This window comes from Flavobacterium aquidurense, assembly GCF_002217195.1.
GTDB classification, from domain to species: Bacteria; Bacteroidota; Bacteroidia; order Flavobacteriales; family Flavobacteriaceae; genus Flavobacterium; species Flavobacterium frigidimaris.
This window is the reverse complement of the sequence record NZ_MUGR01000003.1, coordinates 36,539-58,957: the sequence shown is the minus strand read 5'-3', so window position 1 is coordinate 58,957 and position 22,419 is coordinate 36,539. Positions and strand designations below refer to the sequence as shown.

Genomic DNA, 22,419 nt, shown 5'->3' with positions numbered 1-22,419 from the left:
TACTGCATCTTAATTTATAGTTTCTTTAAAAACAAATTCATTAATTTTCCTTTAATAGTTTAATACTAAAAAAATGAGCAACATAACAGAAAATTTAATTTTAAGAAAAGCTGATATTTCCGAAGTTCCTCAAATTTGGAGCATCTTACAAGATGCTATCGAGCAAAGACGACAAGACGGAAGCACACAATGGCAAGATGGCTATCCTAATGAACTTACGATTCAGAATGACATACAAAATGGGTACGCCTATGTGCTTACAGAAAACGAATCGATTTTGTGTTACGCCGCCATCATATTCGAAAAAGAACCTGCTTATGAAGAGATACAGGGCAAATGGCTTACAAATGGCGATTATGCCGTGGTACATCGTGTAGCGGCATCAAAATTAGCAAAAGGAAAAGGTATTGCTACAAAGCTTTTTAAAAACATAGAGCAGATCTGCATCACAAACAATATCTACAGCATAAAAGTAGATACTAACTTTGACAACATTCCGATGCTGAAAATTTTGGAAAAACTAGATTACAGCTACTGCGGTGAGGTCTTTTTTAGAGGAGCAGCACGAAAAGCATTCGAAAAAAAATTAATATAAATACCTAATTTCAAGGTTACAATACAACCCGACATGTCTAAAACCTGTCGGGTTTCTTATTTTATTTGCTCACGTGAGGGATAGAGCTAATCCGCCGTGCGGAAGCGAAAGCCCGACAGCATGCTGATAAGAGGGCGTATAAGCGCACTGTAATGTTGCCCTCTTGTCAGCATGCTGGCACGCCCAACTATCAAAAAGTACTGTTCCTTTCATATACAATAATAACCTTCGCGCCTATTCCGCTCAATTTCATTTTGTTTCCTTAAGTTTGTTATTAAAAATAAACGCCTGTAAAAAGACACCCGTACAATTAAGACATGAAACATTCAGAACAATTATTAAAACTAAAAAGCACTGAAAAGTGGGATGTTATTATAATAGGCGGCGGAGCAAGCGGACTTGGAACGGCTCTTGATGCTGCAAGTCGGGGATACAAAACTATACTGCTCGAAGCTGTCGATTTTGCAAAAGGAACTTCTAGCAGAAGCACAAAATTAGTTCATGGCGGTGTACGTTATTTAGAACAGGGAAATATTCATTTAGTTCGGGAAGCTCTGAAAGAAAGAGGATTAATGGCTAAAAACGCAGGTCACTTAGTCAAAAATCAATCCTTTGTAATTCCGAATTACAATTGGTGGGGCGGTTCTTTTTACACTATCGGATTAAAAATTTATGATATACTTGCAGGAAGGTTAAGCTTAGGCAGTTCGAAATATGTTTCGAAGAAAAAAACAATCGAAATGCTGCCTAACGTAGAAGAAAACGGCTTGCAAAGTGGTGTTGTTTACCATGACGGACAATTTGATGATTCACGTTTGGCGATTAATATTGCTCAGACCGCAGTCGAAAAAGGCGCTTGTCTTTTGAATTATATGAAAGTTGTTCACTTATTAAAGGACGAGAACAATCAGATCATTGGTGTTGAGGTACAGGATCACGAAACCGGAGAGAAATATACTTTAAAAGGTGCTGCGATAATTAATGCAACAGGTGTTTTTACAAATGCCATAATGAAACTGAACGATACTGTTTATAAAAAATATATCGTTCCGAGTCAGGGAATTCATCTTGTATTTGATAAATCTTTTTTACCCGGCGATCACGCTTTAATGATTCCCAAAACAAGTGACGGCAGGGTTTTATTTGCTGTACCGTGGCACAATCGAATTGTTGTGGGTACTACAGATACCTTAATCAAAAAACAAAGTTTAGAACCTATTGCTTTAGAAAGCGAAATTGCATTTGTGCTCGAAACAGCTCAACGTTTCCTGGCAAAAAAACCAACCAGAGCTGATGTTTTGTCTGTTTTTGCAGGTTTGCGTCCGCTGGCTGCTCCTGAAGAAGAAGGAAAAAGCACCAAAGAAGTTTCCAGAAGCCATAAAATTATAGTTTCAGAAACCGGCTTAATCACCATTACAGGAGGAAAATGGACTACATACAGAAAAATTGCGGAAGACATTATCAATAAAGCAATCAAAACTGGAAAACTTCCTGAAAAATCCTGTGTCACCCAACATCTTCTCATTCACGGAAATAAACTTACCACCTCTTTAGACAGAGAAAATCATTTGTATATCTATGGTTCAGATATTCCTAAGATAATTGAATTACAACAAAACTATCCTGAACTTAAAGAAAAAGTACATCCTGATCACGAGTTTACTATGGCAGAAATAATTTGGGCCATTCGATATGAAATGGCAAGAACGATAGACGATATTTTAGCAAGACGTGTTCGCTTATTGTTTTTAGATGCCAGAGCAGCCATTCAGTCTTCAGAAAAAGTAGCGCGATTACTTGCTAAAGAACTCGGACATAATGAAGCCTGGGTCAATAAAGAAATTTTAAATTTCAAAAAAATAGCGAAGGGATTTTTACTGTCTGAATTTCAATAAGACTATAATTATCCTTTAAATAACCCAGCCCAACAGATTTTAAAAACCTGTCGGGTTTGATTTTTATGAGTTCGGTCAAGATTGCTTCAACTTTAAACAATCGTTAAATATCAATTAACCAATGTTTTAAATCAAATTTTACAGTATTTTTATACTAATTATATAGAGTTTATCTAGGTGTTGACTTTGCCTTATTTGAATTAACAAAAAATTAACACGACATTTGTATATACAACTATTTAAAAGACATACATTTGTATATACAAATTATACACTTACGACTATGACAATTGAAGAGGTTATAAAAAGTACAGTTAAGATGGATAATTCGAAAAAAGTTATTCTGAATATCATGTACACGCAAAACGTGATTCTGGATCATTTCAACGAGCTGATAAAACCGTATGATCTATCCGGAGAACAATATAATGTACTGCGTATATTAAGAGGACAAAAAGGAAATCCTGCAAATATGTGTGTGATCCAGGAACGTATGCTGGCCAAAACAAGTAACACCACCCGATTGGTAGATAAATTATTACTGAAGGATTTTGTTACCAGAAATGTTTGCCCCGGCAATCGACGAAAAATTGAAGTTCTAATCACCCAAAAAGGATTAGATGTATTGAAAGAATTAGATCCGAAGGTAGATGAACACGAGCGTACATTTGCTGCCAATATAAGTCCTGAAGAATTAGAATTATTAAATAAATTACTAGAAAAATACAGAACCCAACAAAATTAATATTATGAGCACATTATTAGACAATCTAAACTGGAGATATGCAACAAAAAAGTTTGATGCAACCAAAAAAATATCTTCAGCAGATTTAAATACTTTAAAAGAAGCAGTGAGATTAAGTGCTTCTTCTTACGGACTACAACCTTATAAAGTTATTGTAGTAGAAAACCCTGAAATCAGAGAGCAATTAAAAGCTGCTGCTTATGGGCAAACTCAAATTACTGATGCTTCTCAATTATTTATTTTTGCAAATGACTTAAATGCAGGAGCAGAATCTGTAGATGCTTACATCAAAAACATTAGCGAAACCAGAGGTGTTCCTGCTGATGCTTTGGCTGGATTTGCTGACATGATGAAAGGTACAATCGCTAACTTATCACAAGAGGCTAAAAACATTTGGACTTCAAAACAAACTTATATCGCTTTAGGGACTTTATTAAGTGCTGCATCTGAACTAAAAATTGATGCTACGCCAATGGAAGGATTTAATGCTGCAGCATTCAATGAAATCTTAGGTCTTGACAAGTTAGGTCTTAACGCATCTGTTATCGCTACTGTTGGTTACAGACATGGTGAAGATGATACGCAGCACTACAAAAAAGTCAGAAAATCAAACGAGGAATTATTTATCACTATATAATTATTTATTAATCTAAAATCAATTTTAACAACATGAAAAATTTAAAAACAATTGCAATAGCATTATTCGTAGCAGCGGCTAGTATTTCAGTAAATGCTCAAACTAAAAAAATCGACGTAAAAGCAAGTACTATCAAATGGGTAGGAAAAAAAGTAACTGGAGAACACTCTGGAACTGTAAACTTTAAAGACGGAGCTGTAGTTTTTAAAGGAAAAAAATTAACTGGTGGTTCTTTTACTGTTGATATGACTTCTTTGACTGCAACTGATTTAACTGGAGAATACCAAGGAAAATTAAACGGTCACTTAAAAGCTGACGATTTCTTTGGAACTGATAAATTCCCAACTGCAAAATTAGTTTTCAAAACTATCGGTGCTAAATCTACTGACGTTTATACTGTAACTGCTGATTTAACTATCAAAGGAATTACTAAACCTGTAACTTTTGATATTACTGTAGCTGGAAATACTGCTACAACAGCTTTCAAAGTAGACAGAACTAAATACGATATCAAATACAACTCTGGTAACTTCTTCGAAAACTTAGGAGACAAAACTATCAATGACGATTTCGAATTGACTGTAGCTTTAAAATTCTAATATTTTAAATTTCACATACAAATTCTAAATTATATAAGAAAAACCCCAATAGTTCAAAACTATTGGGGTTTCTTTTTATGCTTTAATATTTTTACTTCGTTCTTTTTATATTTATTGGATCCTGACGCGTATCGAATAAATCCAGAATTTCCACTGAATTTTTCTCTAAATTTATCCAATAAATAATTTTATAATTTTTAAAAACTAAATAACGAATTTCTTTTGGACTATTAATTAGAAGATCTTCTTTTTGTCCAATTAAAGGCTGTGTTTTTAATTTTAGTGTCTCTTTTGTAATCCTCAGAACAAGTTTTCTTGCAACATCTACATTTGCTTCTTTCTTATAATAATCAAAAATAATTTTCAACTCTTTTTTAGCAAAATCAGTCCAATCAAGTTTCAACTCCATTTCTCTATTTCAGAAATTAATTGATAAGATCCTGTTACGCGTCCATTTTTGGAATCTTCCAAAGAATCAGAAATTCTTTTGTTAAAATCAGAAATTGACATTGGCGTTAATTCAGAATCTATTTCAGTTTCTTTCTTCAATAATTTTTCAAACTGAGAAATAGCCTTCTCGCTTTCGAGCTTCAGAAAGTCTTTAATAAAAATCACTTTTCGGGTATCTAAATCCATCTCATTTTATTTTTATCAAAGTTACAAATTATCTTTAAATGAAAATTTAATTACAAATAATTTTAAAATCGATATTCTGTAAAGTCATGAAATATTATTTCTTTTCAAAAACATAACATTCTTAATAGTAACGTAACGCTTTCGTAATAACATATAAGACTTTGATTAACATTCGGCTTCTAATTTTGGACTCATTAAAAACAAAACTGGAAATCAACATCATAGTTATGAAAACAAAAATACGTATTGCAATTATTACTCTTCTAAGTACTTTATGTATACAAGCACAGCAACCTAAAGGAATTATTGGCAACACGAACTGGATGAGCAACTGGACGAATTTTAAACCAGCCAATACAGAATATAACGAAGCTACAAACATTATTGCGGGAACTATTGACAAAGATACCAAGCTAACGAAACGGAATACGTATCAGTTAGTTGGGGTTGTTTATGTAACCAAAAATGCGGTTTTGACCATCGAACCGGGAACTGTTATTCGTGGAGATGATAAAACTTGCGGGACTCTGGTTATAACCAATGGAGCAAAAATTATTGCCGAAGGCTTAGAAACGGACCCTATCGTTTTTACCTCAAATAAAGAAATTGCAGAAAGAAAACCTGGGGATTGGGGCGGCATTATCATTCTGGGGAAAGCTCCGATAAACACAATTGGCGGCGTGCATATTCTGCCATTTGATCTTGAACCAATGCTGAATCATTACGGAGGTCAGGACGCCGAAGATAATTCAGGGATTTTAAAATATGTTCGCATCGAATATTCCGGACGAAAACTAAGTGCTGCAAAAGAACTTAACGGACTTTCGTTAGCCGGTGTTGGAAAAAAAACAGTCTTGAGCAATATTCAGGTTAGTTATTCTAACGACGATTCTTTCGAATGTTATGGCGGAGATTTGAATATGACCAATCTCGTTTCGTACAGAACTACAGACGATGATTTTGATTTTACACAAGGGGCTCAAATAAATATCAGCAATAGTATTGCCATTCGCCACCCTTTCTCATCCGATATTTCAGGTTCAAGATGTTTTGAAGTAGATTCATACGACAAAATAGGAAACACGGATATGAGCAAAAAACTGACTAAAATAAATGCCAACAACATTACTTTAGTGAATTTAGAAGAAAACAATCAGGGACTGGTAAGAGAATCGGTTTACGTGAGAGAAAACACTTTTTTTAATCTGACCAACAGTGTTATTTCAGGCTTTAGTCCTTTTATTTTACTTGAAGGAAATATTGGAAACGGAGATGTCAACTTAGCTAAAATCGCCTTTAAAAATCTAATTATCAACAACTGTAACGGTGGAATTACAAGTGAAGCTGGCGGTGCAAATCAGGCCATTCAGCAATTTTATAATGACCCTGATTTTCAAATAAACTTTACAAAAATTAAAAACAGCGAGTTGTTTACCACCTCGAATATCAAAGGAAATCCTGATTTTAGAATCAACCAAAACAATACAATCGCTATTGGAAATTAGTCAATTACCACCTTTAGAATCATTGAAATTTAACAAAATTTAAAATTTAGAAAAGTTTTTTTTGAAATTTTATGTATTCTAATCCAAATTACATTTATATCTTTGTCACATCAAAATAAGATATGAAAACAATAATGAACAATACTTGGTGGTGGAAGAATTTACGTCAAACGTCGTGAACAAAGCTTCCTATGGTATTATCAACTATAAATATAAAAGGCTTGTCATCACGACAAGCCTTTTTTTTTGGTCAAAATTTAAGTAAAGAACACATTAAAAACTAAAAAACAACATACTTTGAAACCTTTTATACTCAACACACATTACAAACAAATTCTGGCAGATACGATTACGCCGGTTAGCATCTATTTTAAAATAAGAGATAAATTCCCGAATAGCTTATTACTTGAAAGTAGTGATTATCACGGAAACGATAATAGTTTTTCTTATATCTGCTGCAACCCGATTGCAACTATTAAAATTGAAAATGAAATCATCTCAAAAACTTTTCCTGACGGAACAACAGAGCAAATTACAATCGATGCTTCTACCAATATCCCTCAGGTCATTCAGGAATTTTCGAGTCAGTTTCAATCAGAGAAAAACGATTTCAAATTCATCAACAATGGTTTATTTGGTTACATTTCTTATGATGCCGTTCGTTATTTCGAGAAAGTTTCGATTGCTAAAAAAGATACTGCTACTTTAATTCCGGATGTCTTTTATGCCGTTTATCAAAACATTATCGCAATCAATCACTTCAAAAACGAAGCGTACATTTTTTGCCACAGTGTAGACGGAAGAAATAATATCGCTGAAATCGAGCAGTTATTACAATCCAGAAATATTGCATCCTATAAATTCACCAAAGAAGGTGAAGGTTTTTCTAACCTGACTGATGAGGAATTCAAACACAATGTTGCTTTAGCCAAAAAGCACTGTTTCCGTGGAGACGTTTTTCAATTAGTTCTGTCACGACGTTTTACACAAGGTTTCAAAGGTGACGAATTTAATGTTTACAGAGCTTTAAGAAGTATCAATCCTTCTCCTTATTTATTCTTTTTTGACTATGGAGATTTTAAAATATTTGGTTCTTCGCCTGAAGCACAAATTATCGTAAAAAACAGAAAAGCGGAGATTCACCCCATTGCAGGAACTTTTAAAAGAACCGGAAATGATGAACGTGATGCCGTTTTAGCCAAACAACTTTCTGAAGATAAAAAAGAAAATAGCGAACACGTCATGTTAGTCGATTTAGCCCGAAACGATTTAAGCAGAAACGGACATGATGTAAACGTAGAGAAATACAGAGAAGTTCAGTTTTTCTCGCACGTAATTCACCTGGTTTCTAAAGTAACGGGACATTTGCATGAAAAAGCGACAACTATGCAAGTCGTTGCAGATACTTTCCCAGCCGGAACTTTAAGCGGCGCACCAAAACACAGAGCGATGCAATTGATTGAAGATTACGAAAAAACAAATCGTAATTTTTACGGAGGCGCAATTGGTTTCATGGATTTTGAAGGCAACTTTAACCACGCTATCATGATACGAACTTTCCTGAGCAAAAATCATCAGCTGCATTGTCAGGCCGGAGCGGGAATCGTAGCAAGTTCTGACGAAGAAAGCGAAATGCAGGAAGTGTATAATAAATTAAGAGCCTTGAATACAGCGCTGGAAATGGCAGAAAAAATTTAAAAATTGAAAAATTGAAAGATTTAAAAACCAGCAAAAATCTTTCAATTTTTAAATCATTTAATCTTTCAATAAATATGAAAAACATTATTCCATTTTTTATCGCTTTCGTTCTTTTAGTATCGTGTGAGCCAAAGAAAGAATCAAACGCAATTCCGTTAACAGGAACCTGGCGACTGATATCAGCAGAAACGACAGAAAAAGATTCGACTTTCTCGACTTTCAATCCAAAAACAAAAATGATTAAAATTATAAATGATACTCATTTTGCTTTTTTCAATCATGATTTGAATAATGGTAAGGATTCAACAAATGCAGTATTCTTTGGCGGAGGCGGAAAATACACTTTGAAAGACAGCATTTATACAGAGAATTTAGAGTTCTTTAATAACAGGCAATGGGAAAATGGAAAATTTGAATTTACAGTAAAAATTAAAAACGACACGTTGACTCAAAAAGGAGTTGAAAAAGTAGAAAAATTAGGAATTGACCGTATCATTACAGAAAAATACGTTAGAGAAAAATAAAAAAAATCGTTTCAAGTTTCAGGTTTAAAGTTTCAAGTTATTGGAACGTGAAACAAAGAAAACCTGAAACCTGAAACAAAATAAAAGACATGAAAAAAATATTAGTTATAGACAATTACGATAGTTTCACTTATAATTTAGTGCACTATCTGGAGGATTTAAACTGCGAAGTTACCGTTTACAGAAATGATGAATTTGACATTGAAGAAATCGCTTCTTTCGATAAAATATTACTTTCTCCAGGACCGGGAATTCCGGATGAAGCTGGATTATTAAAAGCTGTAATTCAGAAATATGCTCCAACAAAAAGTATTCTCGGGGTTTGTTTAGGACAACAGGCTATTGGGGAAGTTTTTGGAGGAACACTATCTAATCTCGATAAGGTATACCACGGAGTTGCAACAAATGTAAAAACAGTGGTTTCAGACGAAATTTTATTTGAAGGTTTAGGAAACGAATTCGAAGTGGGAAGATACCATTCATGGGTTGTAGATGCTAATTTACCGGACGTTCTTGAAGCAACTTCAATTGATGAAAACGGGCAAATTATGTCGTTAAGACACAAAACATTTGATGTAAGAGGCGTACAGTTTCATCCTGAAAGTGTTCTGACCCCAAACGGAAAAAGGATTTTAGAAAACTGGATTAATAGTTAGAGATTAGCCAAAAGTTTTAAAGTCGAAAGTCATAAAGTCAAATACATTAAAACTTAATCTTTCACTATTTAAAACTAAAAAAACAATAATCAACTCGGAAAAAACATCAACTTCGAAGACTTTAAGACCTTCGACTTTAGACTTTAAGACTTATGGAAATAACAATTTCAGCAACTAAAGAAATCAATATTGAAGATATACTGATTTTATACAAAGCAAATGAATGGAGTTCCGCCAATAAACCAAAAGAATTATATAATGCCCTTACTAATTCTGAGACTTTAATTACGGCTTGGGAGGAAGAAAAATTAGTTGGACTTGGGAATGCGATTTCTGACGGTTATTTAACCGTTTATTATCCACATTTATTGGTGCTTCCGGAATATCAGGGAAAAGGAATCGGAAAATTGATTATGGATAAAATGCAGGAGAAATACGGTCACTTTCACATGCAAATGTTAACTGCAGACGGAAGATCAGTTGATTTTTATAAAAAAAACGGATTTGAACGCGCCGGAAAAACAGAACCCATGTGGATTTATCAGGGAAATGAACATTGAAAAATTAGTCGTAAAGTCTGAATGTCGAAAGTCATAAGTCAAAAGCGATGTAAAAAATATAAATAGAAAAAACTCAAAGAATATCAAAAGTCAGAATGCTTTAAGACCTTCGACTTTAGACTTTAAGACTTATATAAATGAAAAATATATTAAATAAACTAATCAATCATGAAGTACTTTCTAAAGAAGAAGCCAAAAACGTATTGATTAATATCTCAAGCGGAAGTTACAACCCAAGTCAAATTTCGGCATTTTTGACCGTATTTATGATGCGAAGCATTACGATTGATGAACTTTCAGGTTTTCGTGAAGCTTTATTAGATTTATGCATTCGCGTTGATTTATCAGCCTATAACACTATCGATTTGGTTGGTACTGGTGGTGACGGGAAAGATACTTTCAATATTTCTACTCTGGCTTCGTTTATAGTTGCAGGAACAGGAATTAAAGTAGCCAAACACGGAAATTATGGAGTTTCTTCTATTTCAGGATCAAGTAATGTGATGGAAAAAATGGGTGTTAAATTCAGTAATGACAGTTCGTTTATCGAAAAATGTATAGACAAAGCCGGTATTACTATTTTACATGCACCTTTATTTCATCCTGCTATGAAAAATGTTGGCCCAATCCGAAAAGAATTGGCAGTAAAAACATTTTTTAATACGTTAGGACCATTGGTAAATCCCTCTTTTCCTAAAAATCAGTTATTAGGTGTATTCAATCTGGAAATGTTCAGAATGTATGGCTATTTATATCAAAATACCGATGTCAATTTCACGATTTTACATTCTTTGGATGGTTATGACGAAGTGTCTTTGACTGGCCCGACAAAAATTTTAACCAGCACCACGGAAGGTATGCTAAATCCTGTTGATTTTGGAGTTCGTCATTTAAAGCAAAGCGAAATTGAAGGTGGTAAAACCATTGAAGAATCAGCAGATATGTTTATCAACATTCTTTCAGGAAGAGGAACTGAAGCCCAAAACAACGTAGTTTGTGCCAATGCGGGATTAGCTATTGCAACGGTTACGAAATGTACACCATTAGAAGGATTTGAATTAGCAAAAGAAAGTCTGTTCTCCGGAAAAGGATTAAAAGCATTACAGACATTACAAGAATTAAGTAAATAAAAAACAAACACAAATTTCACGAATTAGCACTAATTAATTTTGCGTCTTTGTGACTTTGTGGCAAAACAGCAGCCATGAATATTTTAGATAAAATAATATTTGATAAACAAAAAGAAGTCGTTCTTAAAAAATCGATAATTCCGGTTTCGCAATTGGAAAGTTCTGTGTTTTTTGGAAGAGAAACAATTTCTTTAAGTCAAAAACTAAGAACAAGTTCAACCGGAATCATTGCAGAACACAAACGTCGTTCTCCTTCAAAATCGGTTATTAATCATAGTTTTACTGTTGAAGAAGTGGTAAAAGGATATGAAAATGCCGGAGCTTGCGGAATCTCTGTTTTAACTGACGGAAAGTATTTTGGAGGTTCTCTAGACGATTTACTTTTGGCAAGAGCAAGTGTAAGTATTCCGCTTTTGCGAAAAGAATTTATTGTAGACGAATATCAAATTTTAGAAGCCAAAGCTTATGGAGCTGACTTGATTTTATTGATCGCAGCGGTTTTAACCCGCGAAGAAATCAAATCATTATCTGAATTTGCCAAGAAATTAGGATTAGAAGTGCTATTAGAAGTTCACAATCAGGAAGAATTAGAAAAATCAATTATGCCCAGTCTGGATATGATTGGTGTAAACAACAGAAACCTGAAAACTTTTGAAGTAAGCCTGGATTTTAGTAAACAATTAGCATCACAAATTCCGGATGATTTTGTAAAAGTTTCCGAAAGCGGAATTTCATCCATTGAAGCGATTTCTGAACTTAGACCTTACGGTTACAGCGGATTCTTAATTGGAGAAAATTTCATGAAAACCGATAACGCCGGCGAAGCAGCAACAGAATTTATTAGAAAGCTTAAATAAACACGAATTACACTAATTAACACAAATTCAATTCGTGAAAATTTGTGAAATTGCTTCACCTGTTCGCTGTCGATCAGGTCGTGGCAAAAACAACAAACACAAAGCTTTGCGAACTTAGCGTTTATAAGCGTAATAAAAATAAAAAAACTTAGCGCCCTTTGCGGTTAAAAACACACAAGCTAAAAAACACACAATACAATGAAACTCAAAATATGCGGTATGAAATATCCTGAAAACATTCTCGAGGTAGGTGCACTCCTACCCGATTATATGGGATTTATTTTCTGGGGCAACTCCGCGCGATATTTTAACGGAGAAATTCCGGAGCTGATAGAAACAATAAAAAAAGTGGGCGTTTTTGTCAATCAAACTCAGGAAGATATTCTGGATAAAGCAGCAAAATATAATTTACAAGCCGTTCAGTTACACGGAAATGAATCCGTTGAATTTTTATCAGAATTAAAAAAACAACTGCCTGAAAAAACTGAAATCATCAAAGTATTTTCAGCCGATAATGATTTCGATTTCGAAATTATAAAACCATTCGAACCGGTTTGCGATTATTTTCTGTTTGATACAAAAGGAAAATTACCCGGCGGAAACGGAACTACATTTGACTGGAGCATATTAAAAAAATACAAGTCTGACAAACCATTCTTTTTGAGTGGCGGAATCGGAATGAACGAATTAAAAGCCATCGAAGAAATTTCAAAAACCAATCTTCCTATTTATGCCGTCGATATAAATAGTAAATTTGAAATCGAACCAGGGCTGAAAAACAAAAATCTATTTAGCAATTTCAAACGAAAATTTGATGTTGCCAACTTTTAAAATTGGAATAAAATGAATTTTAACGTTAACGAAAAAGGATATTACGGAGAATTTGGAGGAGCTTACATTCCTGAAATGTTATATCCAAATGTAGAAGAATTACGCCAAAACTATTTAAAAATAACAAGCGAACCTGATTTTAAAGCAGAGTTCGATCAGTTGCTGAAAGATTATGTTGGGCGTCCTAGTCCGCTTTATTTTGCGAAGCGTTTATCTGAAAAATACAATACCAAAATTTATCTCAAAAGAGAGGACCTAAACCATACCGGAGCGCATAAAGTCAACAATACAATTGGGCAGATACTGGTTGCAAAACGTTTGGGTAAAAAAAGAATTATCGCCGAAACCGGCGCTGGTCAACACGGTGTAGCAACTGCCACGGTTTGTGCACTTATGGGTATGGAATGTATCGTTTATATGGGCGAAATCGACATTGCGCGTCAGGCACCAAACGTAGCGCGTATGAAAATGTTAGGCGCTGAGGTTCGTCCGGCGCTTTCAGGTTCAAGAACCTTAAAAGACGCTACAAATGAAGCAATTCGTGACTGGATCAATAATCCCGTTGACACACATTATATCATTGGATCTGCCATTGGGCCGCATCCTTATCCGGATATGGTAACACGTTTTCAGAGTGTCATTTCCGAAGAAATAAAATGGCAGTTAAAAGAAAAAGAAGGCCGCGAAAACCCTGATTATGTAGTGGCTTGTATTGGCGGCGGAAGTAACGCTGCCGGAACCTATTATCACTTCCTGCACGAACCGCAAGTTGGCATTATTGCTGTCGAAGCAGCCGGAAAAGGTGTTGATAGCGGTCACAGTGCTGCAACAAGCAAATTAGGAAAAGTAGGTGTTATTCACGGTTGCAAAACTCTTTTGATGCAAACTTCTGACGGACAAATTACGGAGCCTTACTCTATTTCTGCAGGTCTGGATTATCCTGGAGTTGGCCCAATGCACGCACATTTGGCGCAAACGGGCCGTGGCGAATTTTTCTCGGTTACAGATGACGATGCTATGAATGCCGGTTTACAATTGACAAAATTAGAAGGAATAATTCCAGCGATTGAGAGTGCACATGCTTTTGCGGTGTTAGATCAAAAGAAATTTAAACCTACGGACATTGTTGTAATCAGTCTTTCTGGGCGTGGTGATAAAGATTTAGACAATTATATTGATTATTTTAAATTGTAATAAAAATCGTAATTTAGGCGTTCTCCGCCACGGCGGATCGGGCTGTCTGCTTTATTCCCGATTAACAAAAACTACGGATAAAAAAGCCTTGTTTTTCTAAATCGGGAGATAACGCTCCCAACCCTAACGCAAACAAATAACGAGTAAATAATAATTATTATGGAACAGTTCTTTTCTTACGGAACATTACGATCGAAAGAAATTCAGATGCAGGTTTTCAACAGAATCTTAAACGGGACACCTGACAAGCTCTCTGGCCACAAGCTAAAGGATCTGCAAATCGAAGAAGAATTTGGAATTGAAGATTATCACGTAGCAGTCGCAAGCGAAAATCCTGCGGATACAATAAAAGGTGTTCTTTTTACTATTTCGACGGAAGATTTGGCTAAAATAGATTTATTTGAGTCTAATGCCTATAAAAGAATTCAAGTGACTTTGAGCTCCGGAACTGTTGCATGGATTTATACCGAAAATAAGTAAGCCGATATGATTCTAGCTGCTGCACAAACAAAGCCAACCCGAGGAAATATTGAAGCTAATCTATCTGATCATTATCGTCTTATAGATTTAGCGGTGCAAAACGGAGCACAATTAATCGTATTCCCTGAACTGTCTATTACGGGTTACGAAAGAGAAAATGCTCACGAATTAGCTTTTACAAAAGAGGATTCGAGATTAGATTCTTTACGAAAATTGGCTGTCGAAAATAATATCGTCATTGTTGCCGGTGCGCCAATTCAAATTGAGTCGGAATTATTTATTGGAGAATTTATTATTTCTCCTGATAATTCGGCTGTGGTTTATACAAAGCAGTTTTTACATGAAGGCGAAGACGAATTTTTTCAATCTTCTTTCGATTATAATCCGATGATTACGATTGAGGATCAAAAGATTTCATTTGCCATTTGTGCTGATATTGACAATCCTTTGCATCCTGAAAATGCATTTAAGAGAGCAACTGATATTTATATCGCCAGTATTTTCTTTACACCAAACGGAATTCCGAATGCCTATAGAGATTTACAATATTATGCTGAAAAACATGAAATGAATGTATTGATGTCTAATTTTAGTGGAGACTCCTGGGGTTATCCTTCTGGAGGAAAAAGTGCTTTTTGGAATAATAAAGGGGAACTTGTTGCTCAAATGAATGATTCAGATTCCGGATTATTAATTATAGAAAATCGAGGCGATAATTGGACAAGTAAAATTGTAAAAAATTAAAAAAAATATAATGCCACAGATTGCACAGATTAAAAGGATTTTTTTTCACGCAGATTTGGCAGATTAAAGCAGATTTAAATTAAAAGCAAATCTGCCCGAATCAGCTTAAATCAATTTTAAATCTGCGTGAAATAAATTTTAAGCAGTAATCAGTAAAAGTTTTTTATCCCTTTAACTATTGGGAGTGGCGAAAAAATAACTTAATAATACCTTACAGGTTTTGGAAACCTGTAAGGAGAAAAAAACATAAACGAAATGAACAGAATAACTCAAAAATTACAAGAAGATAAAAAGATACTTTCTATTTATTTTTCAGCGGGATATCCTAACTTAAATGATACCGTTCAAATTATTCAGGATTTAGAAAAAAATGGTGTTGACTTAATCGAGATTGGTTTACCCTTCAGTGATCCTTTGGCTGATGGACCAACGATTCAGGCGAGTTCGACTCAGGCACTTAAAAACGGAATGACAACTCAAATTCTTTTTGATCAGTTAAAAAACATCCGCGAAAGCGTAAAAATCCCATTGATTATTATGGGATATTTCAACCCGATGTTACAATATGGAGTCGAAGCTTTTTGTGCAACATGTGCCGAAATTGGTATCGATGGTCTAATTATTCCGGATTTACCGGTTGATGTTTATGCTGACGAATACAAAGCAATTTTCGAAAAATACGGCTTAATCAATGTATTTCTGATTACACCACAAACTTCTGACGAACGTATTCGTTTTATCGACAGCGTTTCGAACGGATTTATTTATATGGTAAGTTCTGCCAGTGTTACAGGATCTCAATCCGGTTTTGGAAATACTCAGGAAAGTTATTTCGAAAGAATTTCGAATATGAACCTTAAGAATCCACAAATTATTGGTTTCGGAATTTCGAATAAAGAAACTTTTAATCAGGCAACTAAATTTGCAAAAGGAGCGATTATCGGCAGTGCTTTTATCAAACATTTGAGCGAGAATGGCAGCGCAAAGATTAATGAATTTGTTGGAGAGATTCGATAATCTATTTAAAAAAAGAAAATGAAAAATATAGCTTTATCTATAATTATGATTTTAATTATAGTATCCTGCAGGGATAATAAAAACACTTCAAAATTGATAGATAAAGCTACATCAATTCAGGAACCCAACTTCCATTATAAAGATATATTGCTTGATATGAAAAATGCCAACGATACTATCCAGCCTAAAAATATAAAAGAAATATTTGGAATTTGGAAATTAGATTCGATTGCCAAAATTGGAGGCACAATGGCAGATGAACAACTAATTCAATCTCAAATTGGTCATCAATTATTAATTAGTGATTCGCTATTATCATTACAGTTTCTGAATCAAAATATAAAAATAGATAAACCAAAGTATTCATTAGTAAAAAGTAGCGATGATATTAGATGTACATCTTGGTTTTACGGCTATAAAGATGGAAGAAAATATGTAACATCCCTAAAAGCTCATAGAAGTTATTTTTTTGAAATAGTCAATTACCACGAATTGGCTTATTACTATGATGGACGAATTTATTTTTTCAAAAGAAGTTTATAACATTTTGATCTCAAAATCATTTTAACAACGATTAACTAAAAGTTAAAAATAAGGATGGAAAGATCAGGAATAAATAACATTTAGAATTATTTTGTACATTTGAATAAAATCAATTATTATGGATTTAGAAGCCCGTAAAATATCTTTCGTCCAGGAATTTCTAAGACTTCAAAGTGAAGAAATAGTTATTCATCTCGAAAACTTACTTCATAAACAGAAAGTTGAACTTTTAGATCAGGAAATGAAATCGATGAATATTGAACAATTTAATAAAGAAATTGATCAGTCTTTAGATGATGCCAAAAATGCAAGAATTATATCTGCAAAAGATTTAAAATCTAAAATTCAAAAATGGGGTTAACTGTCTATTGGACTCAATTTGCAGAAAATAAACTTGAAGACATTTTTGAGTATTACAAATTTAAAGCCGGAATAAGAGTCGCTCAAACTTTAATAAACGGCATAATTGACCTCTCGTTATCTTTAGAAATCAACGCTTATGGCGGACAAAAAGAAGAATTTTTATCTCAAAGAACCGAAGATTTCAGATATTTAGTTTTTAAAAATTACAAAATCATTTATTGGATTGATGAAGTCAAACAGATAGTATTTATCTCTAATATCTTTGACACAAGGCAAAATCCTCAGATGCTTTCACTAGGAAAATAAGTGATTCCCTTCTAACATTTTAACCAAAAAACACAGTAAATCCACTACAAGGTTTTCTGTTAAAATTATGTTAAAATAAAATTAAACGACTGTTTAATTTAAACGCTTGTTTAATTTTGTACCCGATTAGAAACAATATCATGTCCAACATCGAATTAAACGATAAAAAAATTCAAATTCTTGAGGTAGCTGAAAAGCTTTTCTCCGAAAAAGGATTCGAAGGTACTTCAATACGAGACATTTCAAAACATGCCAAAATTAATATTGCCATGGTTTCGTATTATTTTGGTTCAAAAGAAAGACTACTTGAAGCGCTAATCATTTACAAAACTTCTGATTTAAAACTACAACTCGAAAATTTATTGCTGGAAAATCTGGAACCTTTAGATAAAGTCAATAAATTAATCGAAATTTACATCAACAGAATTAGTTGTAACAAAGGGATTTTCAGAGTCTTACACTTTGAGATCAATGCAAAAAAAAGAGAAAAAAGCTTCATTGCCTTTACAGAACTGAAAAAAGGAAATCTAAAATCTGTTGAAAGCATTATTGCGCAAGGTCAGGCTAAAGGAGTTTTTAGGAAAGATGTTATCATTCCGCTTATCACTCCAACTATTATTGGAACTTTTTTTCACTTTCATATGAACAAACCTTTCTTCGAAGAATTACTGAATCTAAAAACAGAAGCAATGTATAATGATTACATTAAAAACAGTCTTACAAAGCACATTCAACAAACTATAAAAGCTCTACTTGTTTATGAAAATTAATCAATTAATGCTCTTTGGTATTTTCTTTATCGGAATTTCATCAATAGAAGCACAAGAAAAAACAAGTTTAACCTTAGACGAAGCCGTTAAGTTGGCTTGGGAAAAAAGTAACGACGTTACTCTTGCCAGTACTAAGGTAAACACAAAAAAGTACGAATTACAATCGGTAAAAAACAATCAGTATCCGGATATTAAAGTTTCCGGTCAATACCAGCGCCTTACCAAAGCATCGATTGACATGCCAAATCAGGGCGAAAATGCATCTTTAGCATCTCCTGACAGAGCAATGCTTGGAATGGCCAATTTAAGTCTGCCTCTTTTTGCAGGATTTAAAATTCAAAATAGCATTAACGCATCTGATAATTTATATGAAGCTGAAAATGCAAATGCTGCTAAAACAAAAGAAGATGTTGCTTTAAGGGTAATCACTTATTATACAGCACTGTATAAAGCTCAAAAAACTTTGGATGTTTTAAATGAAAATCAAAAAAGCGCTAAACAGCGTGTTACTGATTTTACAGAATTAGAGAAAAACGGAATCATCCCGAGAAATGATTTATTAAAGTCACAATTATTGGTTTCAAAAACGCAATTATCAATTGATGAAGCGACTAACAATCTTAATAACATCAATTTTTATCTGACTACTCTACTGAAGATGGACCCGAGTACAAAACTTCAGGTTAACGAAGCTGATTTCTTTAGTTTAAAAACCAGTAATGCTCCAACATCTGATGCTTTAGCACTAGAAAACAGAAAAGACCTGGAAGCGATTCGTTTTCAACAAAAAGCTTCTGAAGCAAATATTAAAGTGGCAAGAGCAGCCTACTATCCTACTTTAGCATTACTTGGCGGTTATACTGCTCTGGATCTTAAAGATATTATCACTGTAAAATATGCGATGAACTTTGGTCTGGGTTTAACTTACGATATCTCCGGAATTTACAAAAACAGTGCTCACGTAAGAGAAGCTGAAAGCAGATCTTTGGAAGTTAAAAATACAGAAGCCATAATGACAGACCGTATTAAAGTTGAGGTTCAAAAATCTATAGAAGATTATGACCTAGCTATAAATCAAAGTGTGGTTTATGACGAAGCGCTTCAACAGGCATCTGAAAATTACAGACTTGTAAAGGATAAATTCGATAATGGTTTAGCTGATACCAATGATTTGGTCGAAGCCGATGTTGAGCAATTAAGCGCTAAAATAAATACTGCTGTATCTAAAGCTACAATTATTCAAAAATATTACGAATTACTTTCAGTATCAGGACAATTATCACAATCATTCAATCTTTCTAAAATATAATCGATAGCTCTCATGGAAAAGAAAAAAACAAATACTAAATTCATCATTATACTAACCGTGTTGGTTTTAGTGGGCGGAACATACGGAATAACAAAATACTTGCACTCCCAGGCTCACGAAGAAACAGATGATGCTCAGATCGAGAAAAAAATGAATCCAATTATTCCCAGAGTATCAGGATATATTAGCAAAGTGTATGTAAAAGATAATGACTTTGTAAAAAAAGGAGATACTTTATTTACAATCGATAAAAGAGATTACCAATTAAAAATTGATGAAGCTAATGCTGCTTTATTAGGTGCTGAAGGACAATACGAAGCTGCAAAAGCTGACATTGGAAGCGCAAATGCAAACATCTCAGTTTCTGATGCTAACATGAGATCTGCAACCGGATCTATCGAAAGTGCCAAAATTAGATTAAGACAAATTACAAACGATTATAACCGTTACAATAATTTGTACAAAACACATACGATCACCAAACAGCAATATGAGCAGGCATTATCTTCAAAAGAAGAGGCTGAAAATCAAGTTCGCGTTTTAGAGCAACAACAAAGAGCAAGTTCTTACCAAAAATCAGTAATTCAATCAAAATCTAAAGTTTCTGACAAACAAACTGAAGTTGCTGCTGCAAATATCAAAAGAGCTAAAACAATGTTGGATGTTGCTCATTTAAACTTAACATATACTGTTGTAACTGCAGCAATTGACGGTCAGGTTTCTAAAGTAGACATTCAGCCGGGACAATTGGTTCAACCGGGACAATCTTTGTTTTACATCATCAATAATAATGAAGCGTGGGTTGTAGCAAACTTTAAAGAAACTCAATTGAACAAAATGATTGTGGGTCAGAAAGTAAGTTTAAAAGTAGATGCTTATCCTAACTATGAATTCAAAGGAACCGTAACTTCTTTCTCTCCTGCGACAGGATCTCGTTTTTCATTATTACCTCCTGATAACGCAACAGGTAACTTCGTAAAAACAATCCAAAGATTACCGGTAAAAATTAGTCTGGATGAATCGAACGATCCTGAAAAAGTAAAATTACTGAGACCAGGTATGAATGTTGACGTAGACGTACATTTAAAATAATATAATGACAGCAGTACAAGGAGATGACGATTTAGTAGAATACGGTTACAGACGTGTGATTATTACGATTACTGCAGTACTTTGTGCACTGTTGGAAATTGTAGATACCACGATCGTAAACGTAGCACTAACAGACATGCGAGGTAGCCTTGGTGCTACTTTGACTGATGTGGCTTGGGTAATTACAGCATACGCAATTGCGAATGTTATTGTAATTCCGATGACGAGTTGGCTTTCGCAACAATTTGGAAGACGTAATTATTTTGTGGCTTCTATCATACTGTTTACAGTCTGTTCCTTTTTATGCGGAAATGCCACTAATATCTGGGAATTGGTTGCTTTCAGGTTTGTACAAGGTATGGGTGGTGGTGCCTTGCTGGTAACAGCTCAAACCATTATTACCGAAAGTTACCCGGTTGCAAAACGTGGTATGGCACAGGCTATTTACGGAATGGGTGTAATTGTGGGACCAACTTTAGGTCCGCCTTTAGGAGGATATTTAGTAGATAATTATTCGTGGCCTTATATATTCTATATCAATATTCCGTTAGGAATTATTGCAACTATTTTGGCAATTACTTTCGTAAGAAGCCCGAAATACGGAGAAAAACTAAAAGCCAATCAGGTCGACTGGTGGGGAATCATATTATTGGCTGCTTTTATTGGATCACTACAATTCGTTTTAGAGCATGGCCAGCAAGACGACTGGTTCAACGACTCAACGATCGTAACCTTAAGTGTGGTAACGGTTCTTGGATTGGTATTATTTATCTGGAGAGAGCTCACCTATAAATACCCAATTGTAAACTTAAGTGTTTTAAAAGACGGGAATTTAAGAATTGGAACCGTAATGTGTTTTATTCTTGGTTTCGGTTTATACGGATCAACTTTAATTATTCCAATTTACACGCAGTCTGTTTTAGGATGGACAGCAACTGATGCCGGATTATTATTGATTCCGGGTTCGATTACAACAGCGATCATGATGCCATTTGTGGGTAATATGATTCAAAAAGGAGTTCCGCAAGGTTATATGGTTGGGGTTGGATTTTTGGTATTCTTCTTTTTTACCTTTATGATGCAGACGCGTATGACACCTGATACTGGTGTTGAACATATGTACTGGCCTTTGATTTTAAGAGGAATTGGATTAGGACTGCTTTTTGTACCTATCACAACGCTTTCGCTTTCTACCTTAAAAGGAAAACATATTGGTGAAGGAGCTGCTTTTACCGGAATGATGCGTCAATTAGGAGGATCATTTGGTATCGCGATTATTACGACATTTATAACCCGTTTTAGTCAGGAACACAGAGTAAATCTGATCAACAATTTAGATCCTACAAGCCATCAGGTTCAGGAACGCATTGCAGGAATGCAAAGAGCTTTTGAAGCTAAAGGCTATAGTGCAGACGTAGCACTTAAAAAAGCTTATCAAGCTATCGATTATGCTGTTTTAAAACAAAGTACAGTAATGTCATACATTGATATTTTCATGTACTTAGGAATCATGTTCCTATGCTGTATTCCGATTATATTTTTCATTAAAAAAGGAAAAAACAAGATTAATCCTGCTGATGCAATGCATTAATAATAATTGTTTATAATACGGAAAAGCCGGACTATTTATTTAGTCCGGCTTTTTTATTTAATAATAATGGCATAATCTGAAGGGATTAAAATCCCTGCCTACAATATAGCCCCAGTCTTCGACTCTCTAGTAAAAACTTAGT

At 34.3% G+C, this 22,419-nt stretch carries 26 protein-coding genes; 24 read left to right on the top strand and 2 right to left on the bottom strand.

Annotated features, from left to right (window positions below; all coding sequences use genetic code 11):
* Nucleotides 1-73: 73 nt before the first annotated feature.
* The 5 genes from B0A67_RS02200 (at nucleotide 74) to B0A67_RS02180 (ending at nucleotide 4,471) form a co-directional block, all read left to right on the top strand.
* Complete coding sequence (locus tag B0A67_RS02200) at nucleotides 74-595, top strand: GNAT family N-acetyltransferase (protein ID WP_089069500.1); 522 nt, start codon at nucleotides 74-76, stop codon at nucleotides 593-595.
* 317 nt (nucleotides 596-912) lie between these two features.
* A complete protein-coding gene (locus B0A67_RS02195; protein WP_072963775.1) occupies nucleotides 913-2,490 on the top strand; it encodes a glycerol-3-phosphate dehydrogenase/oxidase in 1,578 nt (525 codons plus the stop codon).
* Between the two features lie 283 nt (nucleotides 2,491-2,773).
* Complete coding sequence (locus B0A67_RS02190) at nucleotides 2,774-3,235, top strand: MarR family winged helix-turn-helix transcriptional regulator (protein WP_072963771.1); 462 nt, start codon at nucleotides 2,774-2,776, stop codon at nucleotides 3,233-3,235.
* A 4-nt stretch (nucleotides 3,236-3,239) separates the two neighbouring features.
* Nucleotides 3,240-3,872 (top strand): NAD(P)H-dependent oxidoreductase, encoded by a 633-nt coding sequence (locus B0A67_RS02185; protein WP_072963768.1) that lies wholly within the window; start codon nucleotides 3,240-3,242, stop codon nucleotides 3,870-3,872.
* A 32-nt stretch (nucleotides 3,873-3,904) separates the two neighbouring features.
* Nucleotides 3,905-4,471, top strand: a complete 567-nt coding sequence (locus B0A67_RS02180) for a YceI family protein (RefSeq protein ID WP_072963764.1) — start codon at nucleotides 3,905-3,907, stop codon at nucleotides 4,469-4,471.
* A 91-nt stretch (nucleotides 4,472-4,562) separates the two neighbouring features.
* Here B0A67_RS02180 and B0A67_RS02175 read toward each other — a convergent pair whose 3' ends face one another.
* Nucleotides 4,563-4,880, bottom strand: coding sequence for a type II toxin-antitoxin system RelE/ParE family toxin (locus B0A67_RS02175; RefSeq protein ID WP_072963761.1), 318 nt, complete (start codon nucleotides 4,878-4,880; stop codon nucleotides 4,563-4,565).
* Nucleotides 4,871-5,107 carry a hypothetical protein gene (locus B0A67_RS02170; protein WP_072963758.1) on the bottom strand — a complete coding sequence of 79 codons (237 nt, stop codon included), beginning with the start codon at nucleotides 5,105-5,107 and terminating at the stop codon, nucleotides 4,871-4,873. The genes B0A67_RS02175 and B0A67_RS02170 overlap by 10 nt, the downstream gene beginning before the upstream one ends.
* Nucleotides 5,108-5,334: 227 nt before the next feature.
* Here B0A67_RS02170 and B0A67_RS02165 point away from each other — a divergent pair, with 227 nt between their 5' ends.
* The 19 genes from B0A67_RS02165 to B0A67_RS02075 all read left to right on the top strand — a co-directional run bounded on the left by B0A67_RS02165 (nucleotide 5,335) and on the right by B0A67_RS02075 (nucleotide 22,277).
* On the top strand, nucleotides 5,335-6,612 hold the full coding sequence (locus B0A67_RS02165; protein ID WP_072963896.1) for a hypothetical protein: 1,278 nt from the start codon (nucleotides 5,335-5,337) through the stop codon (nucleotides 6,610-6,612).
* 297 nt (nucleotides 6,613-6,909) lie between these two features.
* Nucleotides 6,910-8,310 carry an anthranilate synthase component I family protein gene (locus B0A67_RS02160; RefSeq protein ID WP_072963755.1) on the top strand — a complete coding sequence of 467 codons (1,401 nt, stop codon included), beginning with the start codon at nucleotides 6,910-6,912 and terminating at the stop codon, nucleotides 8,308-8,310.
* A 74-nt stretch (nucleotides 8,311-8,384) separates the two neighbouring features.
* Nucleotides 8,385-8,834 (top strand): hypothetical protein, encoded by a 450-nt coding sequence (locus B0A67_RS02155; protein WP_072963894.1) that lies wholly within the window; start codon nucleotides 8,385-8,387, stop codon nucleotides 8,832-8,834.
* An 89-nt stretch (nucleotides 8,835-8,923) separates the two neighbouring features.
* Nucleotides 8,924-9,490, top strand: coding sequence for an anthranilate synthase component II (locus B0A67_RS02150; protein ID WP_072963752.1), 567 nt, complete (start codon nucleotides 8,924-8,926; stop codon nucleotides 9,488-9,490).
* Nucleotides 9,491-9,642: 152 nt separating this feature from the next.
* A complete protein-coding gene (locus B0A67_RS02145) occupies nucleotides 9,643-10,050 on the top strand; it encodes a GNAT family N-acetyltransferase (RefSeq protein WP_072963748.1) in 408 nt (135 codons plus the stop codon).
* A 137-nt stretch (nucleotides 10,051-10,187) separates the two neighbouring features.
* Nucleotides 10,188-11,180: an anthranilate phosphoribosyltransferase gene (trpD, locus tag B0A67_RS02140; RefSeq protein ID WP_072963745.1), complete on the top strand. Its 993-nt coding sequence runs from the start codon at nucleotides 10,188-10,190 to the stop codon at nucleotides 11,178-11,180.
* A gap of 74 nt (nucleotides 11,181-11,254) precedes the next feature.
* Complete coding sequence (trpC, locus tag B0A67_RS02135; protein ID WP_072963741.1) at nucleotides 11,255-12,037, top strand: indole-3-glycerol phosphate synthase TrpC; 783 nt, start codon at nucleotides 11,255-11,257, stop codon at nucleotides 12,035-12,037.
* Between the two features lie 198 nt (nucleotides 12,038-12,235).
* The gene (locus tag B0A67_RS02130; RefSeq protein ID WP_072963738.1) at nucleotides 12,236-12,868 is read left to right on the top strand and encodes a phosphoribosylanthranilate isomerase; all 633 of its coding nucleotides are present in this window, start codon (nucleotides 12,236-12,238) and stop codon (nucleotides 12,866-12,868) included.
* Nucleotides 12,869-12,880: 12 nt separating this feature from the next.
* Nucleotides 12,881-14,062 carry a tryptophan synthase subunit beta gene (trpB, locus tag B0A67_RS02125; RefSeq protein WP_072963735.1) on the top strand — a complete coding sequence of 394 codons (1,182 nt, stop codon included), beginning with the start codon at nucleotides 12,881-12,883 and terminating at the stop codon, nucleotides 14,060-14,062.
* Between the two features lie 159 nt (nucleotides 14,063-14,221).
* Nucleotides 14,222-14,542, top strand: coding sequence for a gamma-glutamylcyclotransferase family protein (locus B0A67_RS02120; RefSeq protein ID WP_072963731.1), 321 nt, complete (start codon nucleotides 14,222-14,224; stop codon nucleotides 14,540-14,542).
* Nucleotides 14,543-14,548: 6 nt separating this feature from the next.
* Nucleotides 14,549-15,286, top strand: coding sequence for a carbon-nitrogen hydrolase family protein (locus B0A67_RS02115; protein WP_072963728.1), 738 nt, complete (start codon nucleotides 14,549-14,551; stop codon nucleotides 15,284-15,286).
* Nucleotides 15,287-15,541: 255 nt separating this feature from the next.
* Nucleotides 15,542-16,303: a tryptophan synthase subunit alpha gene (trpA, locus tag B0A67_RS02110; protein ID WP_072963725.1), complete on the top strand. Its 762-nt coding sequence runs from the start codon at nucleotides 15,542-15,544 to the stop codon at nucleotides 16,301-16,303.
* Between the two features lie 18 nt (nucleotides 16,304-16,321).
* The gene (locus B0A67_RS02105) at nucleotides 16,322-16,846 is read left to right on the top strand and encodes a hypothetical protein (protein ID WP_072963722.1); all 525 of its coding nucleotides are present in this window, start codon (nucleotides 16,322-16,324) and stop codon (nucleotides 16,844-16,846) included.
* 118 nt (nucleotides 16,847-16,964) lie between these two features.
* Complete coding sequence (locus B0A67_RS02100) at nucleotides 16,965-17,207, top strand: hypothetical protein (protein ID WP_072963719.1); 243 nt, start codon at nucleotides 16,965-16,967, stop codon at nucleotides 17,205-17,207.
* Nucleotides 17,198-17,515: a type II toxin-antitoxin system RelE/ParE family toxin gene (locus B0A67_RS02095; RefSeq protein ID WP_072963716.1), complete on the top strand. Its 318-nt coding sequence runs from the start codon at nucleotides 17,198-17,200 to the stop codon at nucleotides 17,513-17,515. Before B0A67_RS02100 ends, B0A67_RS02095 begins: the two co-directional genes overlap by 10 nt.
* A 140-nt stretch (nucleotides 17,516-17,655) precedes the next feature.
* Nucleotides 17,656-18,285 carry a TetR family transcriptional regulator gene (locus tag B0A67_RS02090; RefSeq protein WP_072963714.1) on the top strand — a complete coding sequence of 210 codons (630 nt, stop codon included), beginning with the start codon at nucleotides 17,656-17,658 and terminating at the stop codon, nucleotides 18,283-18,285.
* Nucleotides 18,275-19,594, top strand: a complete 1,320-nt coding sequence (locus tag B0A67_RS02085) for a TolC family protein (protein ID WP_072963711.1) — start codon at nucleotides 18,275-18,277, stop codon at nucleotides 19,592-19,594. Before B0A67_RS02090 ends, B0A67_RS02085 begins: the two co-directional genes overlap by 11 nt.
* Before the next feature lie 12 nt (nucleotides 19,595-19,606).
* Nucleotides 19,607-20,686: an HlyD family secretion protein gene (locus tag B0A67_RS02080; protein ID WP_072963708.1), complete on the top strand. Its 1,080-nt coding sequence runs from the start codon at nucleotides 19,607-19,609 to the stop codon at nucleotides 20,684-20,686.
* Between the two features lie 4 nt (nucleotides 20,687-20,690).
* The gene (locus B0A67_RS02075; RefSeq protein WP_072963705.1) at nucleotides 20,691-22,277 is read left to right on the top strand and encodes an MDR family MFS transporter; all 1,587 of its coding nucleotides are present in this window, start codon (nucleotides 20,691-20,693) and stop codon (nucleotides 22,275-22,277) included.
* Nucleotides 22,278-22,419: the final 142 nt, after the last annotated feature.